The 18,725-nt window shown below is 69.3% G+C and carries 16 protein-coding genes; 2 read left to right on the top strand and 14 right to left on the bottom strand.

What is annotated here, in order from left to right; genetic code table 11:
• Window positions 1–5: 5 nt before the first annotated feature.
• The 7 genes from gspG to E5790_RS19005 all read right to left on the bottom strand — a co-directional run bounded on the left by gspG (window position 6) and on the right by E5790_RS19005 (window position 5,081).
• A complete protein-coding gene (gene gspG / locus E5790_RS19035) occupies window positions 6–443 on the bottom strand; it encodes a type II secretion system major pseudopilin GspG (protein WP_111206992.1) in 438 nt (145 codons plus the stop codon).
• A 57-nt stretch (window positions 444–500) separates the two neighbouring features.
• Window positions 501–1,082 carry a hypothetical protein gene (locus tag E5790_RS19030; protein ID WP_111206991.1) on the bottom strand — a complete coding sequence of 194 codons (582 nt, stop codon included), beginning with the start codon at window positions 1,080–1,082 and terminating at the stop codon, window positions 501–503.
• Between the two features lie 120 nt (window positions 1,083–1,202).
• Window positions 1,203–1,754 (bottom strand): hypothetical protein, encoded by a 552-nt coding sequence (locus E5790_RS19025; protein WP_111206990.1) that lies wholly within the window; start codon window positions 1,752–1,754, stop codon window positions 1,203–1,205.
• Window positions 1,755–1,812: 58 nt separating this feature from the next.
• Complete coding sequence (locus E5790_RS19020) at window positions 1,813–2,793, bottom strand: DUF4880 domain-containing protein (protein ID WP_111206989.1); 981 nt, start codon at window positions 2,791–2,793, stop codon at window positions 1,813–1,815.
• A gap of 69 nt (window positions 2,794–2,862) precedes the next feature.
• Window positions 2,863–3,393, bottom strand: a complete 531-nt coding sequence (locus E5790_RS19015; protein WP_032961748.1) for a sigma-70 family RNA polymerase sigma factor — start codon at window positions 3,391–3,393, stop codon at window positions 2,863–2,865.
• 16 nt (window positions 3,394–3,409) lie between these two features.
• Window positions 3,410–4,090, bottom strand: coding sequence for a TonB-dependent receptor (locus tag E5790_RS19010; RefSeq protein ID WP_046430979.1), 681 nt, complete (start codon window positions 4,088–4,090; stop codon window positions 3,410–3,412).
• Between the two features lie 526 nt (window positions 4,091–4,616).
• Window positions 4,617–5,081, bottom strand: coding sequence for an Lrp/AsnC family transcriptional regulator (locus E5790_RS19005; protein ID WP_111205433.1), 465 nt, complete (start codon window positions 5,079–5,081; stop codon window positions 4,617–4,619).
• A 127-nt stretch (window positions 5,082–5,208) separates the two neighbouring features.
• Between E5790_RS19005 and E5790_RS19000 the strand changes: the two genes are divergently transcribed.
• Complete coding sequence (locus E5790_RS19000; RefSeq protein WP_046430980.1) at window positions 5,209–5,940, top strand: AzlC family ABC transporter permease; 732 nt, start codon at window positions 5,209–5,211, stop codon at window positions 5,938–5,940.
• Window positions 5,937–6,251 carry an AzlD family protein gene (locus E5790_RS18995; protein ID WP_014647378.1) on the top strand — a complete coding sequence of 105 codons (315 nt, stop codon included), beginning with the start codon at window positions 5,937–5,939 and terminating at the stop codon, window positions 6,249–6,251. The genes E5790_RS19000 and E5790_RS18995 overlap by 4 nt, the downstream gene beginning before the upstream one ends.
• 68 nt (window positions 6,252–6,319) lie before the next feature.
• Here the strand turns inward: E5790_RS18995 and glgX are convergent, their stop codons facing one another.
• Genes glgX through glgA form a run of 7 tightly spaced genes read right to left on the bottom strand, consistent with a single transcriptional unit; the run spans window position 6,320 to window position 18,449 of the window.
• A complete protein-coding gene (gene glgX / locus E5790_RS18990; RefSeq protein WP_111205431.1) occupies window positions 6,320–8,440 on the bottom strand; it encodes a glycogen debranching protein GlgX in 2,121 nt (706 codons plus the stop codon).
• Entirely contained in the window at window positions 8,427–8,597 is a 171-nt protein-coding gene (locus E5790_RS18985; protein ID WP_014647380.1) for a DUF2934 domain-containing protein, read from the bottom strand. The genes glgX and E5790_RS18985 overlap by 14 nt, the downstream gene beginning before the upstream one ends.
• Window positions 8,566–11,139 carry a malto-oligosyltrehalose synthase gene (gene treY, locus E5790_RS18980; RefSeq protein WP_111205430.1) on the bottom strand — a complete coding sequence of 858 codons (2,574 nt, stop codon included), beginning with the start codon at window positions 11,137–11,139 and terminating at the stop codon, window positions 8,566–8,568. Before treY ends, E5790_RS18985 begins: the two co-directional genes overlap by 32 nt.
• Window positions 11,136–12,980, bottom strand: a complete 1,845-nt coding sequence (locus E5790_RS18975; RefSeq protein ID WP_111205429.1) for a 4-alpha-glucanotransferase — start codon at window positions 12,978–12,980, stop codon at window positions 11,136–11,138. Before E5790_RS18975 ends, treY begins: the two co-directional genes overlap by 4 nt.
• Window positions 12,977–14,695 carry a malto-oligosyltrehalose trehalohydrolase gene (gene treZ, locus E5790_RS18970; protein WP_111205428.1) on the bottom strand — a complete coding sequence of 573 codons (1,719 nt, stop codon included), beginning with the start codon at window positions 14,693–14,695 and terminating at the stop codon, window positions 12,977–12,979. The genes E5790_RS18975 and treZ overlap by 4 nt, the downstream gene beginning before the upstream one ends.
• A complete protein-coding gene (locus E5790_RS18965) occupies window positions 14,692–16,926 on the bottom strand; it encodes a 1,4-alpha-glucan branching enzyme (RefSeq protein WP_049439459.1) in 2,235 nt (744 codons plus the stop codon). The genes treZ and E5790_RS18965 overlap by 4 nt, the downstream gene beginning before the upstream one ends.
• Window positions 16,923–18,449 carry a glycogen synthase GlgA gene (glgA, locus tag E5790_RS18960; RefSeq protein WP_111205427.1) on the bottom strand — a complete coding sequence of 509 codons (1,527 nt, stop codon included), beginning with the start codon at window positions 18,447–18,449 and terminating at the stop codon, window positions 16,923–16,925. Before glgA ends, E5790_RS18965 begins: the two co-directional genes overlap by 4 nt.
• Between the last annotated feature and the right edge of the window lie 276 nt (window positions 18,450–18,725).

Below are 18,725 nucleotides of genomic sequence, written 5' to 3'. Positions count from 1 at the left end.
CTGCCTCACAGCTGCCACGAGCCGATGTCCGCGTTCCCGGCGTCGCCACCGAGCTTGCTGTCCGCACCCAGCGAGAACACATCGATGTCGCCATGTGTGCCAGGCACCTGATATTGGTACGGATGGCCCCACGGGTCGTTCGGCAGGCGATCCAGATAGGGCGTGACCGGCATCGCGCCACTGCCCTGCGGCGGCTTCACCAGCGCCTGCAGGCCCTGCTCGGCGCTGGGATAGCGACCATTGTCCAGCTTGAACAACTTCAGCGCCTGCATCAGCGCCGCGATGTCCTGGCGCGCTGCCACCACGCGCGCCTGGTCGGGACGGTCCATCAAGCGCGGCACGATCAATGCCGCGAGAATGCCGATGATCACCACCACCACCATGATCTCGATCAGGCTGAAACCCTGCTGCCGAGCCCTGCGACCACCCACCTGCCTTGCCATTGTTCCGCCCTCGTCATCCTGGAAGAGACCGCTGCGCCATGGTCAGCGGTGCATGTGTCAGTACGATAAACATCCGCCGGCAATTCGCTGCGCATGTGCCTGGGCGGGCGCCGGCGCAGCCGGTACGCGTGCCGCCTCGAGCAGGTGTGGCGGCACACTGGACAGCGTTTCGTCGATGCAGCCGCGCAGCAGCGGAAGCGCGCACGCCTGCAACAGGCGCACGCACTGCATCGGCGACCACGCGGTGCCATGGTCGAGGCCGATGAACGTGCGGTAGGCCTGGTGATAGCGCAGATCGTCGTACACGCGCTGCGCACTGTTGAGGTCACGCACGACCACCAGCAGGGCCGCACGTTGCAGCAGCCGCGCATCGCCTGCGTCAAGCGGCAGCGCGTTCATGGCTGCTTCGGACCACGGCCGCAGCTGCAGATCAAGGGCGTGCCGCAGCGCCGCCAATGGATGCGCGCTGCTGTCCAGTGCCGCCCAGCGCGCGGCATCGGCCCAGGCATCACTGGACAGCACCCAGACCCACGAGTGTCCGTAGCGTTGCACATTCAAGGGCGTGTGCCGCGCCTGCTCCAGTGACCGGCTCAGGTGGCGATCCAGCTCCAGCATGCTGATCCTGCGACTGTCTGCCATCTTCGTCGCCCGTGCTCCGCGACGCGTGGTGCGTCGTACTCTGGAGAAGACGTCAGCAAGGCAGGTGAAGCGACAGCGCGAATGCCGCTCTGTGCGCTGGGTGGTGCTTCATCGGCAACGTCATCGCAGCGTCATCCGCCTGCAGGCTTCGCGCTGCAGGCGCGGTGCGTCACCCCCGCAGCGGCGGGCCAGTACCGCCACGTCGCTGCGCGCCGCGAACGCGACCAGCGCGTCTGTCATGTCCACGTCATCGCACCACAACGCCATCGCAATGCGCACCGCGGGCAGCTGCCAGCCGTCCATCACCCCGCGGGTGCCCGCCACGAACCAGTGCCACAGCCGGTGGTGCAGCACCTGCTCGTGCAGCTGCGCGAGATCCCTGATGCCATGCATGTCCATCAGCAGCAGTGCGCGTGCCAGCGCCGCAGGCGGCAACACACCGGTTTCAGCCAGCGGCAGCACCTGCTGCTGCAGGCGCAACAGCATCGCCAGCGGGTGCGACTGCGGATCGAAGTCCAGCAGCACGGCCTGTTGCTGCCACTGTGCGTCCGATACCACGCATACCCATGGCGAGCCGTAGCGGTGCACCATCAACGGCCGTCGCTGGGTGGTTTCCAGCAACGCCGACAGATTGCGGCGCAGATCCAGCACACCGATGGTCTCGTTGCGCATCCTTGGCGTCTCCTTGCTTGCAACAGCCCTGCGCGGCGCGCACGTCCAGCGTCTTCACCTAACCAAGGACGGCAATGCCACCTGGAAAGCGACGCAGATCCAGCGACATCGTCAGTCGCAGCTGCTCCAGCGCCGCATCCGGATCATCGATGCGGAAGCGGCCGCTGACCGGGGCGCGCGCCAATGCCGATTCACCCAGCAGCACCTTGCCGCGGCGGTAGCGGTTGATCTCCTCCACCACCTCGCGCAGCGGCGCCCGGCGGAACACCAGCATGCCTTCGGTCCAGGCACTCACTTCCGAGGCCACGGCTTCGGCCACCACGCCACTGAGGCGCTCGTCGTACCGGGTCTGCTGGCCCGCCTGCAGCTGCAGGCGGCCCTGCGGGTGCTCGATCCGGGCGCTGCCCTGCAGGCAGGTCACCCGTACCTGGCCGTGGGTGTTGCGCACGTCCAGGCGCACCGCCCCTTCATCGGCAATCACGCAGCCCGCCCCTGCGAACAGGGCCAGGCGCAGGCCGGCCCGGGTCTCGATCGCGGCCTGGCCCTGCACCAGCTCGAAGCCTTCGCCCTCCGTGTCCGCACGGCGGCGCAGGCTGCTCTGCGTGTCCAGCTCGATCTTCAGCTGTGGCGAAGGTGCGATCTGCAGCCGTTCACCGGTACCGGTGTGGAAATCGGCCGTCATCGCCGTCACCGAGGGCCACAGCCCCAGCGGCGGACGGATCGCCGCCACCACTGCCAGGCTGGCCGGGGCGGCAATCGCGGCGCCCAGGAAGGCACGCCGGCTCCAGCGCTGGGTCGGCGTCGGCGCGACCGGTTGGCGTGCGGCGGCAGGCAGCTGCTCGCCGGCCAGGCGTACCTGCTCCCATTGCCGGCGCGCACGGCCGAATGCTTCGCGATGACGGGGATCAGCCTCGCACCACGCGCGGAAGCTGCGCCCGTCGGCCGCGGTAGCCTCGCCCGAGGTCAGCCGCACCACCCACGCGTGCGCCTGGCGCTCGACGGCATCCAGCGGGCGTTGCGGGTGATCGTCAGGATCCATGGGGGCTCATGCCGCACCCGCACGCTGCGGGGTTCTGCTCGGCGTCAAAGTGTAGACGGATGCCGCCGCTCAGAACCGCACCTGGCGCCCCTGCCCGCTGCGCTCGGCCAGGTAGTCCTGGGCCGCCTTCAGCTCACGCTGCACCAGCCGCAGCGACACGCCGAGGTGATCGGCGACGTCACGCTGCTGCAGGCCATCGACGCGGATTGCCAGCAGGATGCGGCGACGCCGCTCGGGCATGCGCTGCAGCAGGCCCACCATGTCCTCCAGCGCGAAGTCCAGTTCGGCCGCCTGCGCCGGCCCCGGTGCCGGGTCGGCCATGTCCATCAGCGTCTCCACCTCTTCCAGGCTCAGCAGGCGATGGTCGGCACGTTGGCGGTCGATCACGGTATTCATCGCCATGCGCAGCAGGTAGGCCGCAGGGTTCTGCACGGCGTCCAGGCGGTCACGGCGCGCGCTCAGGCGCATCCAGGTGTCCTGCAGCGCGTCACCGGCCAGTTCCTCCGATCCCAGCTTGCGCACCAACCGGCGCTTCAGCTCGTCGTAGGCCCCCAGAAGGTGGTCCATCAGGTCAACTGCGCCAGCCGTACCGTTGCTCATGTTCGAATCCTTGAAGTCATGGAAGGGGCGCGCGCCCGCCACAGTCGTGGTCGGTGCCGGAAGGACGGATCTGCAGGGTCACCGGCTGCGCCAGCGCGGCGGCCTCGGTCGCCAGCACCAGGCCCTGCAGCGCCTGCAGCAGGCGTGCATCGCGGCGGGCACTACCACTGCCGGACAGCAGCTCGGGCTCGCTCACCCGGCCCGCGCCGTCGATGCGGAAGCGCAGCGTCGCGGCGTAGCGGCCGGGCGCGATCTCCGGGTCGTCACAGAACGCCGCACGCAGCCGCTGCTGCAGCCCGCCATAGCGACGCCGACGTTCGGCCTCGGGAAGTTCGGCGCCAACACCGGGTTCGGCGGCCGAGGACGTGCCCCGGCGCAGCACCACGCGCTGCGCGCCGATCACCTCGACCTCGATGCCGGAGTCCTGCAACAGCACCTGCAAGGCAGGCAGCGGCTCCAGGCTGGCGCGCAGCGCATGGCTGCTGCGGCCCGCGGCCAGGTCGCCCGGGTACATCACCGACCACCCACTGATGACGCTGAAGCGCTCGACCGCCTGTTCCAGCGGTTGCGCAGGGATGTCGTAGGCATGAACTCCGTCCTGCCCGGCAGCGGCAGAGGACAGCAGCAGCCACGCGACGATGGCCACCTTCCAAGTTCTGACCGCATGGTGTCCATTCAGCCCCCTGACGTAGAACACATGACCCTCGGCAGCGACAGCAGCTGCAGTGGACGCGCACCAGGACCAGCACCCCGGCCCGCGCGCGACCCGCAAGCGGGCTCAAACCGTAGCGGGGCCACATGTCATTGCGATGACCGCCGCCTACAGCCGACGTGAAGCCAGTCACCCATCAGGAATCAATAAATCGAACAGACCACCTCATCCACGCTTGGGGTCAGAGCCCGTTGCGCAGCAACGGGATCCGACCCCGTGCCGGCCCAAACGTGTCGACCAAGGTCGACACCCACCAAGAGCAGTTCATGCCGTTGCGGCAGATTGCGGGGAACTGTCGAAGGCGGGGTGGGTCTGGTTGCAGGGGTGTCCGCGGCATGGATGCCGCGGCCAAGCCCCCATGGAAGGGTTTACGGCGTCCCCTGCAACCGGACCCACCCCGCCATCCAACGGAATGCACGCTGTTGCTTCGGCTGTTGCTTCTGGGGTTGCCGGCCAGCGGCCGGCACTACCTGCGGGTGCCGGGCGCCACCCGGGCGGAAACCCCCGCCCTTCACAGCGGCAGCCGGGTCGTCTGCTTGATCCGCTGCATCGGAATCTCGGTCTTGGTGTTCTGCACCCCGGCGATCCGGTTCAGGTGCTGCATCTGGAACTGCCGGTAGGCATCAAGGTCGGCCACCGCCACCCGCAGCAGGAAATCGCAGTCACCGGCCATCAGATGGCATTCAAGCACTTCCGGGAAAGACTTGATGCTGTTGATGAAGTGATTGGTGGTGTCCTCGTCCTGCCCGCGCAGCCACACGCGGACGAATACCGTGAAGCCACGGCCCACCTTGGCCTCGTTCAACAAGGCCACGTAGCGGTCGATGTAGCCGCCTTCCTCCAGCAGCCGCACCCGACGCAGGCAGGCCGACGGCGACAGCCCGACCAGCCGGGCAAGCTCCAGGTTCTGCAGGCGGCCGTCGCGCTGCAGGGCGTCGAGGATACGCCGATCGAGGTTGTCGAGCTGATACTGCATGGGATTTCGCCCTTGTCACTTCTGGCCGCATGAAATATCAATCATCCAGAATCCAGTGGCATCAACGCAACCCGATTTCGCGATCGGACCGCTAGCATGGGCCACCCCCACCTCGTTGTTCCGTTCCATGGACGCCCGTACCACCCTCCCCCTGCCCGACACCTGCGATACCGCGCCGCGTGCCGAATTCCTGCGCGGCCTGCGCGCCGCCGTGCCGGTGATGATCGGTTTCATTCCCTTCGCCCTGGTGCTCGGCGCGCAGGCCGCCCAGAAAGGCCTGAGCGTACTGGAAGTGCCACTGATGACGGGCCTCAACTTCGCTGGCGGCTCGGAGTTCGCCGCCGTCGAACTGTGGACCTCGCCACCGCACATCGCACTGATCGTGGCGATCACCGCACTGGTCAACAGCCGCCATCTGCTGATGGGCGCCAGCCTGGCCCCACTGCTGCAGCACCTGCCGCGCCGCCGGGTGCTGCCGGCCCTGTTCTTCATGTGCGACGAAAGCTGGGCGATGGGCGTGGCCGATGCGCGCCGCCGTGCGCTCGGCTTCAGCCTGGCCTATTACCTGGGCGTCTCCGCGGGCCTCTACACCGTCTGGGTGGCCTGCACCGCGCTGGGTGCGATCGTCGGGCCGCTGCTGGGCGACATCCACGCCTACGGCTTCGACATGGCCTTCCCCGCCGTGTTCCTGGTGCTGCTGCGCGGCATGTGGCAGGGCATGAAGGCCGCGCGCCCGTGGCTGGTCAGCCTGGTCGTGGCCGCCGCCACCTATCTGCTGATCCCGGGTGCGTGGTACGTGGCCAGCGGCGCATTGGCCGGCCTGGCCGCCGCCTGGCTGCTGGCGGAGGACGCAGCATGATCTTCAACGGCCTGATCCACTGGTCCTCGGTGCTGACCATCGTGCTGATGGCCGCCGCCACCTACCTGACCCGCATCGTCGGCTTCCTCGCGCTGCGCAACCGCACGCTGGGCAAGCGCGCGGTGACGGTGATGGAAGCCGCGCCGGGCTGCGTGCTGATCTCGGTGATCGCTCCGGATTTCGTCGCCGACAAGCCCGCCGACCTGGCCGCGCTGGCGATCACCCTGCTGGCCGCCACGCGGCTGTCGATGCTGCCGACGGTGCTGATCGGCGTGGCCTCGGCCGGGCTGCTGCGCTACCTGATGGGCTGACTGCGGTGCGCCGGGCAAAGGCCCGGCGCTGGCCAGTCATCGCAGCACCGCCTGTACGCGCGCTGCCGTCAGGCGCTGCTGCTGGCCGCAAGCAGGCACAGGCTGCGCGGCGGCAGGGTCCAGGCACCTGCTTCATCCGGCTCCAACGGCGTTTCGTCGGTCTGCAGGAGTACGCGCCGGAACGACAAGGCTTCATCCGACACACTGAACCGCTGCGGCTGGTCTCCGGCGTTCAACAGCAGGGCCAGGCTGACATGCCGCCCGGGCTCGCGCAGGCCGCTGTCCGGGCTGCGGCCGTCCAGCACGATCAGCAGCGCACGCAGCCCTGCGTCATGCCAGTCCGCTTCCTCCATGCTGCGGCCGTCAGGATGCCGCCAGTCGATATCGCGCAGGCCCAGCGCTTCATCGTATTCGCCGCGCAGGAACCGGTTCCTGCGCAGCAGGCCATAGCGTCGGCGCAGCGACAGCGCCCGGCGGACGAACGCCACCTGCGCCTGTGCAGCCGGCGATGCCGCACGCTCCCAGTCGATCCAGCTCAGCGGGTTGTCCTGGCAGTAGGCGTTGTTGTTGCCCTGCTGCGAATGGCCGAACTCATCGCCGGCCAGCAGCATCGGCGTGCCCTGCGCGAACAGCAGCGTGGCCAGCAGGTTGCGCATCTGCCGCGCACGCAACGAGAGGATCGCCGCATCATCGGTGTCGCCCTCCACACCGTGGTTGCTGGAGAGGTTGTGCGAGTGGCCATCGCGGTTGTCTTCGCCGTTGGCCTCGTTGTGGCGATCGTTGTAGCTCACCAGATCGTGCAGGGTGAACCCATCGTGCGCCGTCACCAGGTTGATGCTGGCCGAGGGCCGCCTGCCATGATTTTCGAACAGGTCGGCCGAGCCGGTGAAGCGCGTGGCGAATTCCGGCAACTGGCCGCCATCGCCGCGCCAGAGCGCGCGCACCGTATCGCGGAAGCGGTCGTTCCATTCCGCCCAGCCCGGCGGGAACTGGCCCAGTTGATAGCCGCCCGGGCCGATGTCCCATGGCTCGGCAATCAGCTTCACCTGGCTCAGGATCGGGTCCTGGCGTACCGCATCAAGGAAACTGCCCGAGGCATCGAAGCCATGCCGCTCGCGGCCAAGGATGGTGGCCAGGTCGAAACGGAACCCATCCACCCGCATCTCGGTCACCCAGTAGCGCAGCGAGTCCATCACCATGCGCAGCGCGCCGGCATTGGTCAGGTCGAACGTGTTGCCGGTGCCGGTATCGTTGATGTAATAGCGGCGATCATCGGCCAGGCGGTAGTAGCTGGCATTGTCGATGCCCTTGAAGGACAGCGTAGGGCCCAGCTCATTGCCTTCGGCGGTGTGGTTGTAGACCACGTCCAGGATCACTTCGATGCCGGCACTGTGCAGCCGCGCGACCATCTGCTTGAACTCGGCCACGGTGCCCAGCGACAGGTAGCGTGGCTGCGGCGCGAAGAAGCCGATGGTGTTGTACCCCCAGTAGTTGCGCAGCCCGCGCTCGAGCAGCTGCTGGTCATCCACGTAGGCATGCACCGGCAGCAGCTCGATGGCGGTCACCCCCAGATGGCTGAGGTGGTCGACCACCGCGTCGTGGCGCAGGGCAGAGAAGGTGCCGCGCTCGGCCTGCGGGACATCGGGGTGCTGCATGGTCAGTCCGCGCACGTGCGCTTCGTAGATCACGGTCCGGTCCCAGGGCGTTGCGGGTGCACGTTCGACACCCCAGCTGAAGGCCGGATCGATCACCGCGCAGCGTGGCATGTAGCTGGCGCTGTCGCGGCGGTCGAAACTGAGATCGCCATCGCGGTGGCCCAGGGTGTAGCCGAACAGGTGCGGCGCCCACTTCAGCTCGCCGACGATCTGCTTGGCGTAGGGGTCCAGCAACAGTTTGTTGGGATTGAAGCGATGCCCCTCCTCCGGCGCATACGGGCCGTGCACCCGATAGCCATAACGTTGCCCGGGCCGCACGTCCGGCAGGTAGCCGTGCCAGATCTCGTTGGTGTACTCAGGCAGGACGATGCGCTCGACTTCACGGTTGCGCGCATCGAACAGGCACAGCTCCACCCGGGTGGCATGCCGCGAGTACAGCGCAAAGTTCACGCCCAGCCCGTCCCACGTCGCGCCCAGCGGGAACGGCCGGCCTTCGCGCACGCGCGAGGTCTGCGTCCACTTACGGCTGGCCATCGGTGCCCTCCTCGCCGCGCGCCGCGGCAATCTCGGCCTCCACCAGGCGCTCGGCCATGTGCCAGTGCCGCTGCTGCTGGTCGTCCGGGCGCCCCTCCGCTTCCCAGATCTGGTGGGCCAATGCCTCAATCCGCTGCCGTCGTTCCCTGCTGTCCATCCCTACCTGTCTCCTCGTTGATCCATATCGCCAGCGGGCTGCCAGCCAGAAGCCTGCCCACGTCCGCGGTTGCGTTGAAATGTTCGATGCGCCCGTCCAGGAGGTTGCGCATGGGGCCTGTCGGCAGACCGTGCAGTGCTACACCGGTGCCGACGTCGTGCGCGGCGTGCAGGCTGGGCCCAGGCACGGCGGCGGGCGAACCCCGCCGCACGATCACCAGCAGCACCTGCGCCTGATGCCTGCGCGTGAACGCCAGCCACGGCGAGCGCGCAGGCGCGGACAGCGGCTGCAACTGGCCATGCAGGAACAGGTGCGGGTGCCTGCGGCGGCACTCCAGCAATTGCCGCAGCAGGAATGCCTTGATGCCACCGTCCCGCCAGTCTTCCAGCAGCGCGGGCCACCCGCGCGTATCGCGCAGCCACGCCTGCCGCGCTGGATAGTCCACGGCACGCCGGTTGTCCGGGTCCACCAGGCTCAGGTCCCAGCCTTCGCCGCCCTGGTAGAGGTCGGGCACGCCGGGCAGGCAGTGCTGCAGGCACAGCTGCGCCAGGCCGTTGCAGGCGCCGGCCGGCGCGATGCGCGCCACGAACGTCGCCAGCGCCTCGCGCACCGGCTGCAAGGGCGCTGCGTCCAGCAGCGCGTGCAGCCACTGCGCGGCGGCCTCCTCCACGGCCACATCCGGGTCTGACCAGCTGCTGACCCGCTTGCCCTCGCGCAATGCCTTGGTCAGCCATTGCACCATCCTCGAGGCGAAGTCGGCGCCAGGGGCACCGTGCATCGGCCATGCGGCCACGAGCGCCTGCCACAGTGCGTAGGCCTCGGCACCCGGCAATGGCATCGGCGCGCCGGCGCGGGTCAACATCCGGTTCCAGCGCCGCACAGCGTCCCGCCATTCGAACGTGCAGGTACTGAGAACCGCCAGCCGTGCCCGGCTGTCGGCGCCGCGCTTGTGATCGTGGGTCGCAAGCGCAAGCAACGCCCTGGGATGGCGACGCAGGCGCGCGGCGGCGTGTTCCAGCAGCGCGCGCCCCTCCATGCCCAGCCGCTGCGGATCACTGCCGACGTCGTTGCGCGAGAGCAGCCTGAAATAGCGATAGAACCCGGTGTCTTCCACCGACTTGGCATTCAACGGCGCGGCCAGTTGACCGAAACGCGCACGCAGCACGCGCTCGGCCTGCGCCTCGCCGGCAAGCGCTGCCAGCAACAGGTCCAGCGCCGCGCGTGCGGCACCGTCCAGTGCCTGGCGCGCTGCGGCGGAAGCGTCCGCCAGCGCCTTTCGTTCACCCGCCCCCTGCAGCGAATAGGGCCGGTAGGTGCGGTAATGCCCCAGCACGGAAGCCAATGCGCGGGCCAGCGCAGCCACTCCGATATCGGCTTCGGCCAGCCGCGGCTGCAGGACCTGCTGCGCGCTGCGCAGCAGCCGCTGGAAGTCGGCATGAAGGCCCTGGCGCAGCAACATGGCGCGGGCGTCCTGCTGGATCCGGTCGAAGCTGCGCGGGTCACCGCCCAGCGCCTGCCACGTGCGCGAGAGCGCGGGTGCAGCCGCCGGATCGTGCAACCAGGCACCGGCCTGGTCCATGAAGTCATAGCCGGTGGTGCCGTCGCAGGCCCAGCCGTCGGGCAGCTGCTCGCCCTCGGCCAGTATCTTCTCCACATGCAGGCTGACGGTCTGCGGGTCACGACCGCCGGCCGCGCAGGCGGCGTCGAGCGATTCACGCAGGCGCTGCAGGTACGCGCCCGGGCAGGACAGGCCATCCACGTGGTCGATGCGCAGGCCGTCCACCCATCCCTCGCGTACCAGCCGCAGCGGCAGCGCATGCACTGCCTCGAACACATCCTCGCGCTCCACCCGCAGCGCGGCCAGTTCGTTGATATCGAAAAAGCGCCGGTAGTTCACCTGATCGCCGGCCGTGCGCCACCAGGCCAGACGGTAGTGCTGCCGCTGCAGCAGCGTGTGCAACCGTTCAACGCTGCGGTTGCAGCGTTCGGCCCACGCCGGCCACTGCGCGGGTTCCAGCGGATGGCTGCGCGGCGACAACGGCAATGCCAGGCCATGGTGGCGCAGCACGGGCCGCGCGTTGTCCACCACCACGCGCACCACGCCGTCGCGTACCGCGTCGTGCAACGGCCGGTCCAGTACCGGCAGCCAGAGCCGGCCCTCGCAGCCCGGCGCCTCCCACTCGATGTCAAACCAAGCTGCGTGCGGGCTTCGAGGCCCGTGCATCAGCACATCGCTCCACCACTGGCTGTGCGGGGACGCCGCCAGATGGTTGGGCACGATGTCCAGGATCAGGCCCATGCCGTGCGCGCGCGTCACTTCCGCCAGCTGCCGGAAGCCCGCTTCACCGCCCAGTTCCGGATTGATGCGAGCCGGGTCGATGCCATCGTAGCCATGCGTCGACCCGGGCACCGCCGCAGCGATCGGTGACAGGTAAAGGTGGCTGACGCCCAGCGCGGCGTAGTACGGCACCTGCGCGGCAGCCGCCCCGAGGTCGAAGCCTGCGTGCAGCTGCAGGCGCGCGGTGGCACGCAACCCCGTCATTGCCCGGCCCTGCGGCGCGTGGCACTCAGGCGCGCCACGCGCGCATCGGCCGAGTCAGCATCCCACGTCGGCGGCAGGCGGCGGCGCCAGTTGGGATGGCCGCCGACGGTGCCTGGCAGGTTCACCTGTGCGCGACCGCCCAGCGCGTCTTCCAGCGGCAGCAACGCCAGCCGGGACGCCGCGTGGGCGACCAGAGACAACGCCCTGGCGTCCAGCGGCGCGCCCTCGCCGCCAACCACCGCAGACAGTGCCTGCGCGTCGCTGGCACGCGCGCGCAGTGCCGCTGGCAGATCCGCCAGCTCACCCAGGCGTGCGCGCCAGCGCAGGTCACGCCCGCGCAGCCAACCGGCCAGCGGTGGCAGGTCATGGGTGGAGGGCATGGCCACTGCATCGCGGCGCCACTGCGGCGCCGGCAGGAAGCGCGCGCCGTTGCGGGCAAACGGCAGCACCTCGATGCCCAGAATGCCCCGGGCTGCCAGCCGCTGGCGCATGCCCGGCGGAACCACGCCCAGGTCTTCGCCGATCAGCACGCAGCGATGCCGCCAGGACTCCAGCACCAGCAGGTTGATCAGATCATCGAACGGATAGCGCAGGTACACGCCCTGCCCGGCGTCCGCGCCACGGGGCAACACCCACAGCCGCAGCAGGCCCAGGATGTGATCGATGCGAAGCCCGCCGCGGCCGGACATCACGGCGCGCAGCACGCGAAGGTAGGGGGCGAAGCCCTCGCGCAGCAACGCCATCGGTGACCAGCTGGTGATGCCCCAGGCCTGGCCGAGCGGATTGAACGCGTCCGGCGGCGCACCCAGCTCAAGTCCCTGCAGCAGATCAGCCCCCCCGGTGCGTGCCTCCACGCCCTGCGGCGCGCAGCCCACGGCCAGGTCGGCAATCAACCCGATCGAAGCGCCCTCGTCGCGCAGCGTGGCGTGTACCTGCGCCCAGCCCTGCTGTGCCAACCACTGCGCAAACGCGTGGTCGTCCGCGCTGCCGGTGAACCGGTCGGCGGCATGCTGGCAATAGTGCCGTAGCGGATCGCCCTGCATGGCACGCCAGGTTTCGATCTGTGCGTGCTGCGACGGTGCCTGCGCTGCAATCCATTGGCGAACCTGCCGTATCCAGCGCCACTTCACTGCCGCCGAGTGCGGCCAGTCAATGCGACGTGCGGCAGTTCCCGCTTCCACCGCCGCCGCCAGCGCCTCGTCCCCGCCCAGCACGCTGTTGGCGGCATCGGGCAATACCTGCGGCAGGGAGACCTGCAGCGGGTCGAGCCAGCGCCGGTCGCTGGGCGAATAGGGGCTGTAGCCTGGGCCCGGTGGCATGCCTGCGTGCAGCGGGCTCAACGCCAGTGCGTCGCCGCCGTGCCGGTGCAGCAGCTCGCTCCATCGTGCACAGCCGGCACTGTCACCGATGCCGGCATCACCGGGCGCGCGCAGGCTGTAGACCTGCGCCGACAGGCCCCAGCCGCGCAGCGTGCCCCGCGGCCACCAGGCACGCTGTGGAGCCACCGCAACCGCCTGTTGCTGGTCGCCCCGGCGCCACTGCCAGTAACCCGGCTGGTCCGGCACGCGCCAGCGGCCCTGCGCATCGGCACGGGCGGGCAACGCTGCGCCCTGCTCATCCACCCAGCACGCTGCGCCGGCTGCCTCCGGCATCACCAGCAGCTGTCCGCAGCAGGCCGTGCGCAGGCCAGCGTGCTCGGGCACCGCCTCGCACTGCAGCCCCTCCAGCACGGCGCGCAGCACGTCCGGCGCGACCTCGCGCGCGGCACCGGCCACGTCGGTCCAGCGGACCAGCAGGCCCGCACGGCGGGCCGTCTCCCGCACCGCTGCATCCGTATTCATGCGGCGACCCAGCAGGCCAGCACGCCGCCGCCTGCCGGCAGCATCCCGGCAGCGTCCGGCCCCACGACGTACTCGCCGGCCGGCACCGCATGCTCCACCGGCACAGGGCCCACGTTGATCGCGATCCACCATTGGCCCGATGGCAACTGCCAGCCCGCCTGCACCGCGCCTTGGCCAAGCACGCGCGCGCCCAGCGACCGCGCCTGCAGCAGGCCCGGCTGCAGATAGCGCCTGCGCAGGCCGAGGAATTCACCCGAGCAGCGCAGCCAGTGCTGCGACCAGGGATCATCGCCGGGCGGCGGCGTGTACGACGCCTGCAGGGTCGCCGCATCGTTCGGGTCCGGAATACGCGCGCGCGCGGCGGCGTCGGCAAAGGCGCTGAAACCAGCGAACTCACGTCGACGCCCTTCACGCACCGCCTCGTCCAGCGGCGGCGCGTAGTCGGTGAAGAACAGGAAGGGCGATTGCGCCTGCCACGGCTCGCCCATGAACAGCAGCGGGATCATCGGCGTCAGCAGGGTCAGCGCCAGCGCCGCGCGCAGCGGCGCAGGATCGGTCAGCATCGACAGGCGCTCGCCGAAAGCGCGGTTGCCCACCTGGTCATGGTTCTGCGCGAATACCACAAAACGCGCGGGCGACAGGTCGGCGCTGGGTTCGCCGCGGGGATTGCCGCGCAGGTCCGGTTCACCCTGCCAGGCGAATCCTTCGGCCAGGCAGCGCGCCAGCAGTGCTTCGGCGCGACCGGCATAGGCCGCGTAATAGCCTTCCTGCTCGCCGGTCAGCATCACGTGCAGCGCATTGTGGAAGTCATCGTTCCACTGCCCCTGGTAGGCGCCGCGCAGCCACCGCGCCTGGTTGCGTTCGTTCTCCAGCACCAGGTGCGCGTGCGGGGCCACCGCACGTACCTCATCGGCCAGCTGCTGCAGGAAACGGTCATCGTCAATGGCGTGCACCGCGTCCAGGCGCAGGCCATCGAAGCCGTAGTCGCGCAACCACATCAGCGCGTTGTCGATGAAAAAGCGCTGCACCCAGGGCTGGCGGAAGTCGATGGCCTCGCCCCACGGCGTGCTGCGGTCGTCACGGAAGAACCCGCGCGCGTAGTCGCGCAGGTGGTTGCCCTGGGGTCCGAAGTGGTTGTAGACCACATCCAGCAGCACCGACAGCCCTGCATCGTGCGCCGCCTCGATGAAGGCCCTCAGCGCTGCCGGCCCGCCATAGGCATGGGCCGGCGCATACGGGAACACGCCGTCGTAGCCCCAGTTGCGCTGCCCGGGAAACTGCGCGACCGGCATCAGTTCAATGGCGGTGATGCCCAGCGCGGCCAGCATCGGCAGCTGCGCGGTCAACGCCGCGAAGCCGCCCCCGGCCTCGATATGCACCTCATAGATCACCAGGTCCTGCCAGGCATGCCCCTGCCAGGCAGGCCGCGCTGCCTCCGTATCCAGCACCACCGCGCTGTCGCCGTCGATGCCGTCCGGCTGCCAGCGCGAGGCCGGGTCGGGCACGTCCTGGCCAGAAGGCAGGCGGAACCGGTAGCGGTCGCCATGCGATGCCGGTATTCGCAGCCAGTGGCAGCCGTCCGGGTCGCGCTGCATCGGCCGCTGGGTGCCTTGCAGGCACAGCGCCATCGTCCTTGCGCCCGGTGCCCACACGCGGAACTCCACCCCGTCACCGGCCACCGGCCAAGCGCCCAGGCGCGGGGCCACTGTGGTCATGCATCAACCTGCAGGTAGAGCGTGGACAGCGGCGGCAGCGTGAGCCGCAGCGACTGCGCGTGGCCGTGCATCGGCCTCGGCTCGGTATGCACTGCGCCGAGGTTTCCCGCATTGCCGCCACCGTAATGCGCGCTGTCGGTGTTGAGCCGTTCGCTCCAGCGCCCCGGTTGCGGCACCCCGACCCGGTAGCCGTCGCGACGCAGCGGGGTGAAGTTGCTCACCACCAGCAGGGTGCGGCCGCTGCCGGCAGGATCCCGGCGGATGAAGGCGTAGACGCTGTTGCGACTGTCGTCCGCCACGCTCCAGTCGAAGCCGCGTTCGTCGCGTTCGTCGCGATGCAACGCAGGTTCGGCGCGGAGCACGTTATTGAGGTCGCCCACCAGGCGCGACAGGCCCTGGCCCTCGTTGCTGGCCGCCCGTGCCCAGTCCAGTGCCGCATCGTGCGACCACTCATGGCCCTGGCCGAACTCGCCGCCCATGAACAGCAGTTTGCTGCCCGGGTGCGCCCACATGAAGCCGTAATACGCGCGCAGCTGGGCCAGCCGCTGTGCCGGCTCGCCCGCCATCTTGGCCAGCAGCGCGCCCTTGCCATGCACCACCTCGTCGTGGGACAGCGGCAGCACGAACCGTTCGGAGAAGGCGTAGACCAGGCCGAAGCTGATCTGGCTGTGGTGATGCGAACGATGGACCGGATCGCGCCCCAGGTACTGCAGGGTGTCGTGCATCCAGCCCATGTTCCACTTGTGGGTGAAGCCAAGCCCGCCCTCCTCCACCGGCGCTGTCACCCCCGGCCACGCGGTGGATTCCTCGGCGATCACCAGCACGTCCGGGAAGCGCTCCCGCAGCGTCTGGTTCATCCGCCGCAGGAAAGCGACCGCCTGCAGGTTCTCGCGCCCGCCCTGCTCGTTGGGTACCCACTCCCCCTCGGCACGGCTGTAATCCCGGTACAGCATCGACGCTACGGCGTCCACGCGCAGACCGTCGACATGGAAGCGCTCCACCCACTCCAACGCACTGCCGATCAGGTAGGCGGCCACTTCGTTGCGGCCGTAGTTGTAGATCAGCGTGTCCCAGTCGGCGTGCACCCCTTCGCGCGGGTCGGCATGCTCGTACAGCGCGGTGCCATCGAACCCGGCCAGGCCATGCGCATCGTTGGGGAAGTGCGCGCTCACCCAGTCCACGATCACTCCCACGCCGGCCTGGTGACAGCGGTCCACGAAGCGTGCGAAGGCCTGTGGCGTGCCATGGCGTGCCGTCGGCGCGTAGATCCCCAGCGGCTGATAGCCCCAGGAACCGCCGAAGGGATGCTCGCTCACCGGCAACAGCTCGATATGGGTGAAGCCAAGACCGGCCACGTACGGAATCAAACGGTCGGCCAGGGCATCCCAGTCCAGCGGCGCACCATCGTCGCTGCGCTGCCAGGAACCCGCATGCACTTCGTAGATCGACAGCGGCGCGCAGGTTCCGGCCAGGCGGCGGGCCGCCAACCAAGCATCATCGTGCCACTCCATTTGCCCAGCCGAAGGCACCCGCGATGCGGTCGCCGGTGGCAGCTCGGCCCAGCGCGCCATCGGATCGAACTTGTCGGGCATCACCCGGCCGTCGGCGCCGACGATGCGGAATTTGTAGCGGGCGCCGGCCTGCACGCCCGGCAGGAACAGCTCCCACACGCCGGCGGTGTGACGCAGCCGCATCGGATGGCGTCGGCCGTCCCACCCGTTGAAATCGCCAACCACGGCGACCCGCTGGGCATTGGGCGCCCACACCGCGAAGCGCACGCCCGCAATGCCCTGCACCTGCATCGGCACCGCACCCAGCTGCCGCGCCGCATCGGCATCACCGGCATGGAAGCGCTGCAGCAGGGCTTCGTCCAACAGTGGACCGAACGCATAGGCATCGTGCACCTGCTCCACGCCCTGTTCGAAATGCAGGGCAAGCAGCGGTATCGCCGCGTCACCGGCCGCGCCCTCGAACAGGCCGGGCAACGGGCCAGGGGACAGGTTCCAGCGCCGCCCATCGTCTGCAATCACCTCGACGCGCTGCGCATGCGGCACCAGCACGCGCAGCTGGCGCCCGCCTTCTGGCTGGCGATGCGGGCCCAACCAGGCGAATGCATCGGCCGGGCGCGCGTGGACGAGGTCCTGCAGCGCCGGGGCGATACGCTGATCCAATCCCGTCTCCGTGATCGCTTCATCCTCCAGGGCGGCCAGATGCAGGCTGTCGTGGCTCATGCGGCCACCTGGCAGGTCTGCTGGTACAGGGCCAGATACGCGCGACCGGCCGCATCCCAGCCACCCGGCCGCAGCATGGCGGCGCGGCGCATGGCCTGCAGCAGGCCGGGCAGGCGGAAGGTGCGCATCGCCCGTTCCACGCAGCGGCGCAGGCCATCGGCATTGGCGCCGTGGAACAGGAATCCGGTCACGCCATCCTCGACGGTATCCACCAGCCCGCCGGTCGCGTGTGCGATGGGCAGGCAGCCGAAGCGCTGCGCGTACATCTGGCTCAGCCCGCAGGGTTCGAAGCGTGAAGGCATCAGCAGGAAGTCGGCGCCGGCAAACATCTGGCGGGCCAGCGCCTCTTCGAAGCCGATGAATGCGCCCACCCGTCCGGGGTAGCGCCGGGCCAGCGCCTGCACCTGCGCTTCCACCTGCGGCTCGCCGCCGCCGATGATGACCAGCTGGCCGCCGGCAGCCACGATCTGCGGTGCCACGTCGCAGGTGATGTCCAGGCCTTTCTGGTGCACCAGGCGGGAGACCACCGCGAACAGCGGGCCGGTCGACGGCGCCAGCCCGAACGCCTTGCGCACCGCATGCGCGTTGGTGGCGCGCCCGGTCCATTCGCCGATGCCGAAATGGGCCTTGAGGTGGATGTCGCGGCGTGGATCCCAGCTGGCGTCGATGCCGTTGACGATGCCACTCAGGTGTCCGCCGGCCGCCCGGCGCGCCAACAGGTCATGCAGCCCGCAGCCGTCATCCGGGGCGGTGATCTGCTGCGCGTAGCGCAGGCTGACCGTGTTCAGCCGCGTGGCATTGGTGATGCCGCCCTGCAGGAACGACATCTGCCCGTGGAAGTGCAGTTCATCCAGGTGTTCGGCCGGCACGCCCAGCACCGGCGCAAGCGCGTAGGGAAACAGCCCCTGATAGGCCAGGTTGTGGATGGTCAGCAGGGTCGGCACGGCTGTCCGGTCCCAGCGTACGTAGGCGGCAGCCATGGCCACCGGCCAGTCATTCAGGTGCAGCAGCTGCGGCGCCCAGTCCAGCCCGGCGCGCCCGGCCGCAATCTCCGCAGCCGCATGCGAAAGCGTGGCGAAGCGGACCGCGTTGTCTTTCCACTCCTGTCCCTGCCCATCCACGTAGGGCGAGCCCTCGCGCTCGTACAGCCCAGGCGACAGCAGCACGTAGATAGGAAGGCCGTCGGCCTGCACCGCCATGCCGATCGTGCACGCGGGCAACCCGGCTCGGGCGCTGACCCGCCCCACCGGTCGCAGCTGTGGCAGGCGCTGCAGAACCTCCGGGTAGCCGGGCAGCAGCACGCGCGAATCACATGCACCGCGCACCGCACGCGGCAACGCCGCGGCCACATCGCCCAGTCCGCCGGCCTTGATGAAGTCGGCCATCTCGGTGGCGACGAACAGCACGCGCTGCACCAGTTCTGGGAGATCCAACGGTTGCGAGTGGCCGCGGCGAGTGCCGATCGGCACGGGCGTGAGCGGAGAGATCGCAACGGGTGGAGCGGACTGGGCGGCGCGGGCCATGGGGATGATCTCGGATGCTTCAGGCAGACAGACGCCAGCGGCGCCCGGACGGGCGCTTGTGCTGGGAAGGAAGTCGACGCAGGACGTGGGGGACGTCAGCGAGAGGCTCAGGACGACAATAGCCCTCCATGCGATCAATCAACCGTGAAGCCATGGCGATTTCTTTGTGACAAGGCGTCATGAGCTCAGTACACATGACAGGCGCCCGCCTCCTGCCCGTGTCTCTCATGTAGAGCCGAGCCCGCGCCCGGCTGCCGGCAATCCCGTTTGCCCCGT

It is taken from the genome of Stenotrophomonas sp. PAMC25021 (genome assembly GCF_004795795.1).
In the GTDB taxonomy this organism is placed as follows: domain Bacteria; phylum Pseudomonadota; class Gammaproteobacteria; order Xanthomonadales; family Xanthomonadaceae; genus Stenotrophomonas; species Stenotrophomonas muris.
Note: the sequence above shows the minus strand (reverse complement) of the source record. Positions and strands in the feature narration are given on the sequence as shown.